Source organism: Fimbriimonas sp. LA-C6 (assembly GCF_055398105.1).
Genome location: NZ_AP038796.1, coordinates 3565069 through 3579461 on the forward strand (window position 1 = coordinate 3565069; position 14393 = coordinate 3579461).

Below are 14393 nucleotides of genomic sequence, written 5' to 3' on the forward strand. Positions count from 1 at the left end.
GGACTCCACTGATGTGGGGTCCCTTTTTTATGCCGCCTGGGCCAACTGCTCATTACTGTAGATCTCTTGAAGACCTTTAACGCATTCGGGATCCAGCGCCGAGCCAGCATCCTTCCACATGATCTCCATCACCTTCTCAAAAGGCAACGCATCTCGATACGGCCGCTTCGCAGAAAGTGCATCAAACACATCGGCAGCACTAACGATCCGCATATCGAGATCAAGGTGCTCCGCACCAAGACCCAGCCAATAACCTTTCCCATCTAACCGCTCATGATGCGCCGCCGCTATCTGAGTAACCCGCTCGAACCCTTTGATCGGTTTGAGGATTTCGTAAGTAAAACGAGGATGCAGACGCATGGAAGCCAATTCCGCATCATCCAATCGCCCCGGTTTATCGAGAATAGAGTTAGAAACGCCTAGCTTCCCAATGTCATGCAAAAGGGCGGCCCGCCGCAAGGTTTGGATCTGGTCAGGACCGAAGTTAAACCAACGAGCCAACGCCAACGCATACTCCGTAACCCGCGTCGAATGCTCGGCAGTAAACGACGACTTAGCATCAACAATCGTGGCAAACGCTTCACACAGCTTGTCCAAGTCGGCGATTTGCAACTCCAATGCGCTAAGGGGGGCATCAATCGAAACCTCTTCACCAGCCCCATGTCTCGCGTGCTGCTCCCAGAACTCTGCATCCAATTCTATCTTCAAAGTAGCAGTAACTACTGATGGATCAAACCACCTCCCACTTCGTCGCCGAAGGATCTCAAATCCTGCGGTCACTCCATAAGTGGTCACAAAAATCTCAAGCGTCTGTGCAAGGCACAGAATTCGAGCCAGAATCGGAATCTGGTCACCTTTCAGATGATCGGGCGAGCCTTTCCCGTCCCAGTGCTCATCCAAGTGAGCGATGGCATCCGCCGTTTCTTGCCCAAATCCCAGATACTTAGCAACCAGAGCGCCTCGGGTGCATCGGGCGTTGGTCACCTCATCCATGAATCGCCTGGGAGGACCAGCCAACGCCCGGAAGCGGTGCAAGTTCTTCTTAACTCCTCCCTCAAAACTCAAGTGTTTTAACGCATACTTGGCAGATTCAACGGGGTTGGTCCAGTCGACAAACTTCACCTCTCTCTTGGCTTCAATCTCATCTCCGCCCAAGATCATCTGGATGCGAGCTGAGTTGTTCGAGCAGCCGCTATCTTTCAGAAGACTCGCATAGAAAAGTGCAGACACCTGCTGTTCAGAAAGCTGTAATTGCAGAGCAATCTGGCGGCATATCATCCAGGTCCTAACCGCATGTCCACGGTTCTGACCCTCGACCATGTCTAAGGCGTAGCTAAGCGCAGCCAGAACTTCTCCAGCTCTTGGCTCAGACTGCTGTCGAGGTGCATCCACAAAGGCTCTTATTCCGCACTTAGCAGCGCTCTTACTGGACTAACTTGTTCCCCGATGCCAACCCGCTGCCCACCAGATAGCGATAGCTTTCTGATACAGCCTGCATCATATCGGTCGCACACTCGTCGAGCTCGACAATGTACCAATGAGTGACCGCCGGATCCACCTCAGCAAGGGTGCCAGAAATGTCCATCTTCCCAGATCCAACAGCCACATGCGGCTGACCTTGCACCAGAGGCCCGTCCTTAACATGCAAAAGTGGAGCAACCGCCCGATGCTTCCTAACCATCTCAGCAGGAGAATTCTCACCGAAAGCCGCCGCCCAGTAGATGTCAATCTCCAAAGTAAGCCCCGGGCACAGTCCAAGCAAACGGTCAATCGCCAACTGCCCATCAACCATCTGAAACTCAAACCAATGGTTATGAAGACTAAAGCTGAGGCCAGCTTCAAGAATCTTGGGCAAAACCGCATTCACCTGATCCGCGGTCCGCTGAATCGCCTCGACACTTTCGAAATCAGGAATCCAAAAGCCTGATACTGTGTCCACCACACCCAACTCCTTCGCGCTGTCAATAAACTCCTGAACCGTGTCCGGTTTCGGCGTCGGGCCGAAGTAAGAAGAAACAGACATCCCGAGATCTTCCACAACCTTCCGAAACTCAGTGTTCGACATCCCAAAGCCATGCCCCTCAACACCCTTGTATCCAATATCAGCGATCTGACGAAGTACGTCTAAGTGGTTGCCATCCTTGGTCAGTTCACGAACGGTATAGAGTTGGATAGAAATCGGTTTCATGAATACTCCTAGTCGCTCAAAGCACGACCCTTGGTTTCGATAACAAACGGCACAATGAGAAGCCCAATCAAAGGCACAGCACCCACCCAGAAAAGAACCGACAGTGCCGATGACAGCCCGTTCACGCCCCGAGCAGCAATACTTCCCACGATAAACGGACCAGCCGCCGCAATAAACCGTCCCGCGTTATAACAAAATCCAGCCCCAGTCGCTCTTAACCGAGTCGGATACAGCTCCGGCAAGTAGTAAGTAAAGCTCCCAAACACCCCAAAAATGCTCAACCCAATCGGGAAGTACATCGCCAACCGCTGCTCGCCCGAAAGGTCAAGCCCGAACGCGAGCATAATAGAAAGCCCAGAAAGCAGGAAGTAAATCCCAAACATCGTTCGGCGACCTAAGTATTTAGCAGCAGGAACCGTCAGCAACGTCCCAATCAGCCCACCTAGGTTGAAGTTGTTCGTCCCCATCGCCTTCCAATGCTCAACCAACACCTGGGTCGACATCTTATCCAAACCCTTGATCTGAGCGGCCTGCTTGGCAAGATTCGTGGCAATCACCGGGATAAACGCATTGCAACTCCACCAAGTAATAATCGCAACCAACGCCAGCCCAAACCCACTCAAGGTCGTACGAAGCATTTCAGGAGTAAACAGCTCGGCGATCTTCGGCTTGATGGAGTTCGCCGCAACGTCTTTCCATCGCTCAGGCTCCTTCACAAACATCCGAACCAGGAACGCAACCGCAGCAGGCAACAAACCAAACAGGAACACATATCGCCAGCCCACTTCAGGGTTGCTCTTGAACATCACGCCCTGAACCTGGTGCACAACAGTCGTCGCCAGAAATAGCCCAAACGGAGCAGATGTATAAAGAAGAGCGCCAGCCTCGACTCTCCGCTTCTCAGGGACCACCTCAGCCACCATCGCAGCCCCCGCGGCCCACTCGCCACCGATCCCCAAACTCGCGAGGATCCTAAAGATGAAAAGGAACGTGATATTAGGAGCAACGGAGCACAGAGCAGTCCCCATCGAATAGAGAGCCATCGTAAGAAGTAGCGTCTTGGTCCGCCCTATCCGATCCGCAATCTTTCCGAACAAAATCCCACCCACACCCCAACCAACGAGAAGCAGGGAAGTGAGGATTCCAGTCCAAGTAAGGGTGGCCGATTGTGCCTCAGGAGTACCGGGTTTCAATCCCAATAGCGTCGGCACGCAGTTAGGTGCCACATAGTTAAAAAGCAGTCCATCAAAAACGTCAAAGCCCCAGCCGAGCCATGCAGCGAACAACACAGTCCACTGATAGCCGGTCATGTCCAGTAATCGTCTTTGATGTGAAGAAACAGTTGCCAACGTTTCAAGCCTCCTTGCCCGAAAATGATCGACGTAGTATCGCATAACCTGAACCAGAGAGCAAGCTTTATGCGTTAGATAAGATATGCGTAAGTCGTTGATGGCATTCAGTAGCTTGCTTATCCTAGGATGTTTGTGGGCGTGCGCCACTGCTCAACAGCACACCAGTAGCCAAAGCCCCAAGCGAAAAGACAAGGTCGTGAAGTCAGACGCAGAATGGAAGAAGCTCCTGACTCCCGCTCAATACGATATCCTCCGCGCCGCAGGTACAGAGGCAGCCTTCTCGGGCAAGTTCCACAACAACCATGTTAAAGGCGACTACTTCTGCGTCGGATGCGGCAACAAGCTGTTCACCTCAGCTGAAAAATTCGATTCAGGAACCGGTTGGCCATCCTACTGGAAACCGGCTACCAAAGACGCAGTCTGGATTCTCAAAGACAAAAGCTTCGGTATGGATCGCGACGAAGTGCGATGCTCCAAATGTGACGGACACTTGGGCCACGTCTTCGACGACGGCCCAAAACCAACCGGTCTCCGCTACTGCATCAACTCAGAGTGTCTCATCTTCAAGAAGACAAAGTAGCGGCAGCCGCTTCCTCAACAAGTAAGGGGAGAGCAACCTCAGATCGCTCTCTCCAAATGTAGATCCCAGTGCCGCCCTCGCCCTCGGGATTAATGCGAAGAACCGGAATCCCCATCCGAGCAGCCAACTGAGTCATTCCGTAATCAACCATTCCACTCATCCCCGCCTCGATCAACACATCCGCGTCAGGAAGATGCCGATTGACAATATCGAAGACCTGCGGATTAGCCCTCTCCCCAAACCACACAACATTCGGGCGAAGCAGAGCACCATCCAGTTCACACCGAAAAATCGTCTCAGCATCGATCTCCTCCGGAATAGCATGAGGGTCAACAGGAGTAATTCGTCGGCATTCCGTACAGCGCATCTCCAGTACGTTGCCATGAACCCGGTAAACCTTCTGAGATCCAGCTTTCATGTGCAGATGATCCACATTGGACGTCACCATGTGAAACTCAGCGGCCAACGTCTCCATCCGAGCCAAAGCTAAATGGCCCGCATTGGGCTCAGCATGCTTTCCTCGATGAATCCTCATCAGATACCAGTTCCATACCGTCACGGGGTCAGCAGCAAATCCCTCTGGACTGGCTAGTTGGTACGGATCAAGGCCTTTATAGAGCCCTTCATCGCCGCGAAAAGTCTGTATTCCACTCGCTGCCGATACGCCTGCGCCTGTTAAGAAAAACACACGACCCCGAAATCGTGGTAGAAGTGATCTCAAGTTATCGGGCAGTGTCTCATGATTCGCCATTTTAATCTCCCTTTGAATTTGCCTCACGCTTTGACAATTGCATTACGTATTCGAAATATCGTGCTCGATCTCGAGGCGCCTCGGTGCCTTGAGATTACCGACTCGATCATCCGAATACTGGCCCCCTACCGCTTTGATGATCCCAACGATCTAGAAGGTGAAGAACCCCGTCAACAATCTGCCGAGAAAGCAAGAATGCTCGTGGATGCCATTGTCGAAGAGAGAATCAAAGGGGACCGTATCGGACAATGTGTCCGCAACCTATTCGAGTGTCTTGCATTAGGTCTAGAAGGAGCCGAGATCTCCCTCCGAGCAGGAGAAGACCCCAACTCAATGCAGCGACCATGACCAGCGAATATAGACGATCTTTGTGAACTCTACTTTGTGGTTAAACTCAGTAGCTAGAATCGAAAACTGTAGCCGTAGTTTTCGATTCAACTGCCAGCTCAAGGCTATGACTTCAAGAGTTCACCCCTTGCCCTTTCCTATTGTAGGTCCTCAGAGTACGCATGGAACGGTTGCACACTACCGGCAGTTATCGCCAAGAGTTACTCGTGGATCATCCACGCACTTCGGTGACACCCGCGACTAAATCAGTGAATTCACCCATTGTTTGTCACTGTAGTTAATATATAGGTAATCATCTATAGTATTCCGATATGAGTTCTTTTCATCCTTAATGAAAGTCACAAATCATCGAAAAAAATTATTGTCCTCGATGTCTTATGTCGCATTCTGAGAATAATATTCTCCATTATACTGGTCTATTCAGAAAACCTACTTTATTCTAGGATTGTATGTTGTTACGACATCACGAGGAAGTTATGTCAAAGTCAAAGAAAGACGCATTTACGCTTATAGAACTCTTAGTCGTGATAGCCATTATCGCGATTCTTGCCGCTATACTCTTTCCAGTATTCGCTCAGGCTAAAGCAGCCGCAAAGAAAACACAGTGTCTTTCCGATGCAAAGCAGGTCGGTATTTCACAAATGTTGTATATGAACGACGCGGATGATGCTTATTGTCCACCGTTCTGCGGTCCAGTTCCTGGGCCAGATTTCATCAACGACAACCTGACTTGGGACCGATTACTTCAACCGTATATCAAGAACACTGGTCTCATTAGCTGCCCCTCCGATATCTACTCGCCAAAGGTGAAAACACGAGACTATGGAATTGTGCAGCGGTCCTACACGATGCCTTCCAACATGGGATGGAACTGGTGGCAATCCGGCCCATACGGTTTTACCTATGCAGTGAATGCTTCGAAAGTTGCTTTCCCAGCTATCACGGTGGTTCTGTACGAACGCGATAACTGTAACTCGGCAGGTGGCCAGTGGGATTGGTGTGCCGTAGGCGATGGATCAAATGAAATGGCCCATCGGCACAACAAGTTCTCGACGCTCATCTACTGCGACGGCCATGCCAAGGGAGCACAAGCCAATCGAACGGCCGATGGAAAGCACAATGCGATCCTCCCAGGGTATCGATGTTGGCCCTATTTCAACGCTTCAGATAAAGACTATATGAACTCGCGCTGGAGTGGTAATTGGCATGACATCATCCCAGAGCACGATGGTCTGGACGTGACTTGCGGTGGCAGCAACGGGAATTGGCCATGATAGTTTTGAAGAACCTCAAACTCAAACATGTTGTGGTCCTCTGGCCCGCTTTTATCCTAGTAACACTCTGCGGCTGTAAGGCCATGAGCGGACAGGACGACTATGTGCCATCCCCGGGTGGCGGGGAAAGACCTCCTAGAGACGCGAGCGCAGGCAAACCAACGCCGGGTGCCCCCACTCCTGGCGGACCGAATGCAACGCTGCCCCCCGGACCTCCCGGTCCCTCTACAAAGTAGCTGAGAAGCGCCTCCAAGCAACGGCTTAGAGGCGCTTTCCACGTTTTTGCTCAACAGTAAGGCAGTACACTGAACTCCTCCACTGTAATGAACAAAGGCGACACTCCACTCCCCAGCGAAATCCTCAAGCAGATTCAAGACTGCTCTCGGCAAGGCATTCAGTTGCTCGGTGCCAAACCCAGCACCTCGGTCGAGGAGATCCAGCAGCTAGTAGCAGCCAAAATCGCCGAAGTGCGCAAAAAGGTAAGCAAGCTCACAGAGGATCAGTTCTACGAAATCGCGGATGGACTGGGCACAGTGTGGGCAGATACCCTTTGCAAGGTCGCCGGCTGGGAATGGGTTCTGGTCTCCTTCGAAGACGACGAGGCCCCAGGCATCGTCTCGAGAGATCGCGCCTATGTGATCTTCCCCATAGCGAACATGTGCGATCTCCTCACAAATCCCGAAACAAAGATCAACTCCGAACAACTCTTCCAGAGCATTCGCAAAGGTGAAATCACGGGAACTCCGCCTAAGTCGTACCAGATCCTATCGTAGGCATCTCGAACCGCCCAGGCCAATCAGTGAGTTTCCAGGCCTGCAGTGCCCGAAGCCGTACGGCATCCTCAGGGTGTGTGGCGAAACGCTCAGCTTCATTCGCCTTCTGACGAATCAGCTGCGCCTCGTCATACTGACTGAGATAGCCCTCCAAATCAAACGCGGTTCCGAAGCGGTTGCTCACACTTTCCAACCCAATCCCAAGGGTCTTCACCAAACCAGAAATAAGCGCATCCACCGACCCACAAGCGATGATCGCGATCCGATCAGCCGTGTATTCCGAGAACTGCTGCCACTGAAGCATGCTGCTGAAAATCTCTTGCCCCTTCATCAGCCGGGTCTGGATAGCCTGCTCGTTGTGCAAAGTCGCCGCCGAGTACGCCGCCCCACCGAGACCGTAAATCATGCCCTCAGCAGCCTTGTCCCCTGTATTAAGAGCAATCAAGAAGTCCCGAATCACGTTCTGAAACTGGACATTCTTAAAGAAGATATGCCCGAGCTCGTGCCCAATCACAGCCATGATCTCCTGGTCCGTCAACCTATCTAGAAGCCCAGTGGTGATACAAATGAAACACTCCTGACTCCCGCCAGTGTAAGCAGTCACCCGGGGTTCAGAGACAACATACAGATCCACAGGGTTCATCCCAAGCCGCTGTGCTGCCAGAACATTGAGATCCCATAGCTTCGGCATCTGAGCCGGCCCCGTCTTCACCGAGTTTAGAAGCATCTGGCGCTTAAACTCGCCGTCCGCCCATATCTGACGATCACTCTCAACAGCCCGCACAATGTACGCCTGCTTCGACCAACTGTTGAGAAACAGCTCATCCATAAAGTGGGACACAGCCTGGATGGGAAGCCCCATCCGCGGAGGAGCCTCAGGAGTCCCCGCTCGAGCCTCCACAATCACACCAGTTAGCTTCTGCGCTGCAACCGGATTCAGATCAATCAAAATCTGAATCGCCTCATAATCCCAAGGAGACCGAATCACATGTTGAATCAGGAGCGCCTCCAGTTCCGGCACCTCATGAATCATCTGATATCGAATCAGAGTGAGAATCGCCTCGCGGCTAGTACTGTCTTGCTGGAGCACTTTCCGATAAAGCGTCTTCGCTTCGCCATTCAGCCCCTGAGCCATCCTTGCTCGCGCCATCGTGATGACATCGTCGACAAACCCCTGCCCACACTCCCAGCAGGCAACGGCATCATCGCGGTTCTGAATTCGACAGACGGGGCACAACTTCATGGGTCTACTCTATTGAGCGCGAAACGAGCTTCTTAGTTCGGAGACCTGCTTGAGATGGTAGATATCGTGCAATGGCATCAGCATCGCCACATCAGCAATCGTCATCATTCCAATCTCTGGACGATCAGCAGCACGCTCCATCTGCTCTGGTGTGATGGACCGAAGGAAGGCAATATTAGCCGCACGCCCCGCCGCAAACCTCTGAAGCTGCTCCTGGGGATTCAACACCGCATAGTGGTTGTCGCGCGCCAAATCGCTTGGGTCTAGACCTGGGATAAAAGGAAAATCTTCATTAAGCATTCGCTCCATGCGGGAAAGAAAGATCGGCTCCCAATCGGCAAGATGAGCAATCACCTCGCGAATCGTAAACCGGTCAGGATCCCCACGATGGTCTGCTTCGACATCAGAGAGATTCTTCGAGGCAAGAGTCAACAACTCTGGCCCGGACTGCAAAGCAGTGAAGAGATAGTTTCGAGCATATTCGGAACGCAGCACCATCTCCCAAACCATACCCCGGCTCCAGTCCTCGAGCCGGGACGTTTGTTGAGCTATTTACTCATACCAAGGTGCCGTAAGAACGCGTCGAGCTTTGGCTCTCTGCCTAGGTAACTCTTCAGCATCTCAGTCGCATCCAGAGTGCCTCCCTTCGACAGAATCTTCTCTCGGTAATACGCTCCAGCCTTAGGACTCAACAACCCAAGTTCTTCAAACCGCTGGAACATATCCTGAGCATAAACCAGCGACCACTGATAGGCGTAGTAGCCCGCCTGATACCCAACCAAGTGGGTAAACGAAGCCTGAAACAGACTGCCAGGAACGCCTTTATACAACTCCACTTCACCCATCGTGTCCAACGCGACCTTCGTGGTATCAACCTCGCCGTTGGGAGCCGTGTGGTACTTCATATCCACCACGCCATAGTAAAACTGATGCTCTGCCTCCAATCCACTGCCAAGGTTTCTGGCAGCCAGCATCCCCTTCAAAAGACTCTCTGGCATTGGCTCATTCGTCTTGTAGTGACGAGCAAAAGTCTTCAGCACATCCTTGTTCCAGACCCAGTTCTCAAACATCTGAGAAGGTGCCTCAACAAAGTCCTGTTCAACACTCGCCCCTGCAAATCGGCTCATGGTCGCCTCAGTCAGGAGATTGTGAAGACAGTGTCCAAACTCGTGGAAGAACGTCACCACTTCGTCATGAGGCAACAGGCTAGGAGCATCGGCCGAAGGCTTGGCAAAGTTGCAGACCAAAGCCGCAACGGGAAGCTGAACGCTGCCATCCGCCAACACCTTTCGATTAACAAGCGACCAGCACGCAGCGTGCGAATACTTATTAGGCCGAGGATAGAGATCAAGGTAGAAATGCCCCAACGTCTTGTTAGTAGCAGTATCAACTACTTCGTAATACTTCACGTCAGGATGCCACAGCTTATTCCCATCATGCCCGCCGCCCGCCGTAACATCTTTATAAGTGATGCCATACAAAGACTGGGTCACCCCAAATAGCCCCTGCACCACCTTCTCCATGGGGAAATACTCGCTCACCTTCGACCCATCCACGGAGTATTTCCTTTGCTGAATCAGATTCTTAAGATAGAGCTGATCCCAAGGATAGATATTCACCTTGGGGTTCTTGGTGATCTCCCTCTTCAAGGCAAGAAACTCTTGGTAGTCAGCCAGTGACTTCTTCCGCACAATGGGCTTCAGGTCCGAGTAGAACTTCAACACCGTCTCAGGGGTTTTCGCCATCTTAACCTCGGTCTCAAAAGCAGCAGTCGATGCGTAACCCAAGATCTTAGCGTCCCGATCCCGCAACTTGATGATCTTCTCAAGAACCTCTACGTTGCGTTGCCCACCACGCCGTTTATACGCCAGCCAAGCCTTCTTACGAGTCATCTCGCTCTTGGCATAGGTGTTCACCGCATTGAAACTAGACTCACCAAGAGGGATCAGATATAGATTCCCGCTAGTAGGCCAGCCCGCCAATTGCTTGTCAGGCACGCCCCGCAACTCCTCCTTGGTAAAGGTGAGTGTCGTCTCGTCATCCGCAACGTTCTTATTGAATTGGATACTCAGCCGAGCAATCTCTTGCTCCAGATTCAACGACTCCGTTCGCTCGGCCTTACTCAATCCCATCCCAGCGCGCCGATAGTCCCGAAGCGTAAATTCTAGAAACCGAGCCTGTTCACCCGAAAGTTTCGGATGAGTATCTGCATAAGCCTTGACCGCCTTGTAAAGGTCCTCACGCTTGCCAACTCCAATGCTGTAGTTCGAAATCGCTTCATCCGCAATCCGTGCAGCATCGCGTGTCTGCGCGTCCGGAGAAACGTTGGAGAGAAAAACGAACAGGGAAGTCTCGGTTTGCAAACGATCAATCAGATCGTCAATCGCTCCCACCGTGTTAGCAAACGTCCGAGATTTATCAGGAACCGCAACAATCGCCGCAATCGCCTTATCAGCGCGAGCAATCGATTCCTGAATCGGCTTGGGGATCTCTTGGGAGAAAAGGGAAGGAGCAAGGACTGCGAGCCCGGCCATCATTGCCGAACGAAGCAAGGAATTCATATCCCTTCTTACTCTATTTGTAGGCTAATTGTTTAAAGGATGAAGCAGGCTCCAGCAAATACTGGATCCTGCTTCAAAGATGGGTTAAAACCAGAGTTTCTCGCCGTTGACGTAGGTGTTGTCAAACTCTTCGTCGGACTTGGTCAGATAGATAATCCCCTCGATCAGACCAATGATTCCGAGACCACCACAAGTCACAACGGACATCGCCAACTGAATAATGCCCGTCTTGGTATATCCCAGATAAAATTTGTGAGCGCCAAGACCACCCAAAAGAATGCCCAAGAGTGCAGCTGGAATCTTTTTCTCGCTTGCCATGAGATGAATCATAGCACTCCTGTTGAATTTGCGAGTGTTATGCTTACAACTTTCTTTGCTTAAGCCTATCCAGAGTGAATGCTGCCGTATTCGCAATCGCCATCACAGACATCACGCCAGCCTGCACAGGATCGGTGATAACAAGGTCAACTTCATCCACCACGCTCCCCACCATCGCCAGGGAAATTACAGGGATGCCATGAACGTTACGCAACTCCCGCACAGCCTGCGTGATCTCGCCACCCATGATGCTGCCGGCAAGAACCAGGATCTTAGCTCGCGGCAACCGAGCCACCGCCCTCACCGCATCGGCCAGCGTATGCTCACCCACAATCGGAATGGTGTCCACACTAATACGTTCGCCCCGAATGTTATGCCGATCCGCCTCAGACACAGCTCCAAGTACCACCTGAGCAACCTGCGCACCACCACCCATCACGATCACGCGCTTTCCAAAAATCGACCCGAACGAGGCAGCAATCTCAAAAGACTCAACCCCCTCCACTTGCATAATCGCAGCACGAAGAGCGTCCTGGTCATCAATGTTGCTGATCTCCAAGTGAACCTCAGCCTGCACCCCGCTGTTGTTGTTCACCGAGTCAATATTGCCACCCACGCTAGCAATGCAAGTTGCCACGTCTCGAAGCAGACCAGGTCGATCCTTAGCGACCACCGTGATGCCAATGCTGTTCATATCTTGAGCTCAGAGATGTTATACATGTCTTGTTGAAGCGTCCTCATCTCTGCCGCGAAACTGCAGAAAAGCGACCAATATCGATCATCCTTATTCAACCCGGCCCACAGATAGACGCTGCTATCAGCCAGCAGCACGTAATAGCCAAACATGTAGTGAGCCACATCCTTGCGGATCAACTTGGAATTCACCATCAAAGCCACCTCCTCCATAAACCCAAGGAAGTTGCGCCTGTCTTGAATAGGGATTTCAGCCAGCCGCTCAGAATCGGTTGAAAGCTCGAACAAGATCGACTGGAACAGCGGGGTCTCAAGAAACCGCCGCCGCATCTGCACAAAGTGCTCAGCGCGCTTTAAGTTGCTCTGCCGCGCATACTCAATCACACCACTCAAGAAAGTGGTAAGCGCCACGATCCCAGCAAGGATAATGGCCAAGTCCTTAGTGGTCGACATATCCGGCATGCCCCTTAGGCTACCGCGAAAAACACGATGGGCACGAACTCAAGCTGAGTTCGTGCCCATCGCAATAACTTGACGGTTAGAAACCGCTTACTTGCAGCCGCAACCGCCGCAACCGCCACCCTGTCGAGTGTCGAGACCTTCCATGCCCTCTTCGCCAGCAGCGAAGGAAGAGCCGCATCCGCAAGACTTGGTCGCGTTCGGATTCTCAATCTTGAATCCACCACCAAGAACTTCGTCAACATAATCGACCACGGAGCCGTTCATATATCGAAGACTCAAGCTATCAACCAGGATCTTCACGCCCTGATCGCTAAGAACTTGGTCGTCCTCTTCAGCGTCGTTGTCGTCCAAAGCCATGCCGTAGGTGAGGCCGGAACAACCGCCGCCCGCCACCCAAACGCGCAGGGAAGACTTTTCCTTGCCGTTTTCGGTTAAGAGATTCTTCAACTCTTGAGCTGCTCGCTCGGTGAGAGTGATCGGAGACGTTGTCTGAGCTGTGTTCAGGTCCTCTTGCAGTGCCATTTAATTTCTTTCCTAGGCCTCAGTATATTAGATTCGGAGACTATTCTTGTAATACGTATCGGTTATCTCACGGGTTCGCTTTTTCTAACGGCTTTTTTCTGGCCGTATTGCTAGGAAGCCAGCAACGAAAGCCCAAACTCTGGGTACCTTCCAAGCTTCATGGGCCCGAGTATCGACATCCGAACCCTGCGCGCAGCCCGCTGGGCCGTCTCTACTTTCTTCTTCGTAGACGGCGCACTGCTAGGCGGATGGGCCCCCTACATTCCCGTAGTCAAAGAAAGACTGGCCCTCGACCCCAGATCACTCGGTTTCGCCCTACTCGCCAGCGCCATCGGAGCAGTCACCACCATGCCATTCGCAGGTGCCCTGATCCACCGATTCGGAAGCCGCAAAGTGGCCATCATCGCAGGTCTCGCATTGGCCGTGGTCATGCCGTTCGTCGTCTCATCCCCCTCGCTATGGGGACTCATCGGCATCCTCTATCTCATGGGAGCCTCCAACGGACAGATGGACGTCAGCATGAACGCCCACTCCTTGGCTGTCCAACATAGGTACGACAAGCCCATCCTCTCCGCAGTCCACGGCTGGTTCAGCGTAGGAGGATTCGCAGGTGGCGCGGGCGCAGCCCTAGCCCTAAAACTAGGGATTAACCCTTGTATATTCTCGATAGGCTGGTCCATCGCCCTAGCAAGCCTGCTCATCGCAGTGACGCCTCGAATGCTCCCCGCCAGCGAGGACCAACAAGAAGACGGCCCCAAGTTCGCCCTCCCCAAGGGTCCCATCCTCATCCTCGGCGCCCTGGTCTTCTGTTCCTTCATCAGCGAAGGCGCCGTCTGGGACTGGCTCGCCGTCTACCTTCGCACCGATCTCAAGGTCACGACCTCCCTAGCCGCCGCAGCCTTCGGCCTATCCCAATTTGCCATGTTCGCCGCCCGATTCGTCGGTGACAGCTGGATCCATCGATTCGGAATGAGAAAGGTGCTCGTTGCAAGTGCGGCCCTGGCAACGCTCGGCATCCTCTCAGCCGTAGTGCTCCCGATACCTGCCGTCGCCATTGCAGGTGCCCTATTTGTGGGAGTGGGCCTTGCCAACCTCGTCCCGATCATATTCAAAGCGGCAGGCAAGGTGCCAGGTGTCAGCCCAGGCTTGGGTCTAACCGCAGTGACAACCTGCGGCTACAGCGGCTTCCTGCTCGGACCACCTGCCATCGGTTTCCTGGCATCACAAACCTCTTTGCGAATCGCCTTCGGCTCAATAGCCGCCCTCTGCTTGGTGGTGATGTTGGCCGGCAGGTTCAGCAAAGCCGTACCCACAGGCCACTAAAGAGA

General features: G+C 52.6%; 16 protein-coding genes. 5 read left to right on the plus strand and 11 right to left on the minus strand.

Going from position 1 to position 14393, the window contains the following annotated elements:
- Positions 1-27: 27 nt before the first annotated feature.
- The 3 genes from ACZ51B_RS16400 to ACZ51B_RS16410 are packed head-to-tail and all read right to left on the minus strand — an operon-like array spanning position 28 to position 3537.
- The gene (locus ACZ51B_RS16400) at positions 28-1392 is read right to left on the minus strand and encodes an HD-GYP domain-containing protein (protein ID WP_464294421.1); all 1365 of its coding nucleotides are present in this window, start codon (positions 1390-1392) and stop codon (positions 28-30) included.
- A 31-nt stretch (positions 1393-1423) separates the two neighbouring features.
- The gene (locus ACZ51B_RS16405) at positions 1424-2188 is read right to left on the minus strand and encodes a sugar phosphate isomerase/epimerase family protein (protein WP_464294422.1); all 765 of its coding nucleotides are present in this window, start codon (positions 2186-2188) and stop codon (positions 1424-1426) included.
- An 8-nt stretch (positions 2189-2196) separates the two neighbouring features.
- Complete coding sequence (locus tag ACZ51B_RS16410) at positions 2197-3537, minus strand: MFS transporter (RefSeq protein WP_464294423.1); 1341 nt, start codon at positions 3535-3537, stop codon at positions 2197-2199.
- Between the two features lie 85 nt (positions 3538-3622).
- Between ACZ51B_RS16410 and msrB the strand changes: the two genes are divergently transcribed.
- Positions 3623-4120: a peptide-methionine (R)-S-oxide reductase MsrB gene (gene msrB, locus ACZ51B_RS16415; RefSeq protein ID WP_464294424.1), complete on the plus strand. Its 498-nt coding sequence runs from the start codon at positions 3623-3625 to the stop codon at positions 4118-4120.
- On the opposite strand, the gene ACZ51B_RS16420 is transcribed toward msrB, so the two are convergent.
- Positions 4104-4871 carry an SIR2 family NAD-dependent protein deacylase gene (locus ACZ51B_RS16420; RefSeq protein ID WP_464294425.1) on the minus strand — a complete coding sequence of 256 codons (768 nt, stop codon included), beginning with the start codon at positions 4869-4871 and terminating at the stop codon, positions 4104-4106. The two genes, msrB and ACZ51B_RS16420, sit on opposite strands and share 17 nt — an antisense overlap.
- Positions 4872-4931: 60 nt before the next feature.
- Here ACZ51B_RS16420 and ACZ51B_RS16425 point away from each other — a divergent pair, with 60 nt between their 5' ends.
- The 3 genes from ACZ51B_RS16425 (at position 4932) to ACZ51B_RS16435 (ending at position 7266) form a co-directional block, all read left to right on the plus strand.
- The gene (locus tag ACZ51B_RS16425; protein ID WP_464294426.1) at positions 4932-5219 is read left to right on the plus strand and encodes a hypothetical protein; all 288 of its coding nucleotides are present in this window, start codon (positions 4932-4934) and stop codon (positions 5217-5219) included.
- A 476-nt stretch (positions 5220-5695) separates the two neighbouring features.
- The gene (locus ACZ51B_RS16430) at positions 5696-6493 is read left to right on the plus strand and encodes a prepilin-type N-terminal cleavage/methylation domain-containing protein (RefSeq protein ID WP_464294427.1); all 798 of its coding nucleotides are present in this window, start codon (positions 5696-5698) and stop codon (positions 6491-6493) included.
- Positions 6494-6816: 323 nt separating this feature from the next.
- Complete coding sequence (locus tag ACZ51B_RS16435) at positions 6817-7266, plus strand: hypothetical protein (protein WP_464294428.1); 450 nt, start codon at positions 6817-6819, stop codon at positions 7264-7266.
- On the opposite strand, the gene ACZ51B_RS16440 is transcribed toward ACZ51B_RS16435, so the two are convergent.
- The 7 genes from ACZ51B_RS16440 to erpA all read right to left on the minus strand — a co-directional run bounded on the left by ACZ51B_RS16440 (position 7241) and on the right by erpA (position 13065).
- The gene (locus ACZ51B_RS16440; protein WP_464294429.1) at positions 7241-8509 is read right to left on the minus strand and encodes a M48 family metallopeptidase; all 1269 of its coding nucleotides are present in this window, start codon (positions 8507-8509) and stop codon (positions 7241-7243) included. The two genes, ACZ51B_RS16435 and ACZ51B_RS16440, sit on opposite strands and share 26 nt — an antisense overlap.
- A 9-nt stretch (positions 8510-8518) precedes the next feature.
- On the minus strand, positions 8519-9007 hold the full coding sequence (locus ACZ51B_RS16445; RefSeq protein ID WP_464294430.1) for a DinB family protein: 489 nt from the start codon (positions 9005-9007) through the stop codon (positions 8519-8521).
- A gap of 50 nt (positions 9008-9057) precedes the next feature.
- On the minus strand, positions 9058-11070 hold the full coding sequence (locus ACZ51B_RS16450; protein WP_464294431.1) for a M3 family metallopeptidase: 2013 nt from the start codon (positions 11068-11070) through the stop codon (positions 9058-9060).
- 84 nt (positions 11071-11154) lie between these two features.
- Positions 11155-11388 carry an NINE protein gene (locus ACZ51B_RS16455; RefSeq protein WP_464294432.1) on the minus strand — a complete coding sequence of 78 codons (234 nt, stop codon included), beginning with the start codon at positions 11386-11388 and terminating at the stop codon, positions 11155-11157.
- 43 nt (positions 11389-11431) lie between these two features.
- Positions 11432-12082 carry a DUF5612 domain-containing protein gene (locus ACZ51B_RS16460; protein ID WP_464294433.1) on the minus strand — a complete coding sequence of 217 codons (651 nt, stop codon included), beginning with the start codon at positions 12080-12082 and terminating at the stop codon, positions 11432-11434.
- Positions 12079-12534, minus strand: coding sequence for a hypothetical protein (locus ACZ51B_RS16465; protein WP_464294434.1), 456 nt, complete (start codon positions 12532-12534; stop codon positions 12079-12081). Before ACZ51B_RS16465 ends, ACZ51B_RS16460 begins: the two co-directional genes overlap by 4 nt.
- Positions 12535-12630: 96 nt before the next feature.
- The gene (erpA, locus tag ACZ51B_RS16470; protein WP_464294435.1) at positions 12631-13065 is read right to left on the minus strand and encodes an iron-sulfur cluster insertion protein ErpA; all 435 of its coding nucleotides are present in this window, start codon (positions 13063-13065) and stop codon (positions 12631-12633) included.
- Between the two features lie 159 nt (positions 13066-13224).
- Between erpA and ACZ51B_RS16475 the strand changes: the two genes are divergently transcribed.
- Entirely contained in the window at positions 13225-14388 is a 1164-nt protein-coding gene (locus ACZ51B_RS16475; RefSeq protein ID WP_464294436.1) for an MFS transporter, read from the plus strand.
- Positions 14389-14393: the final 5 nt, after the last annotated feature.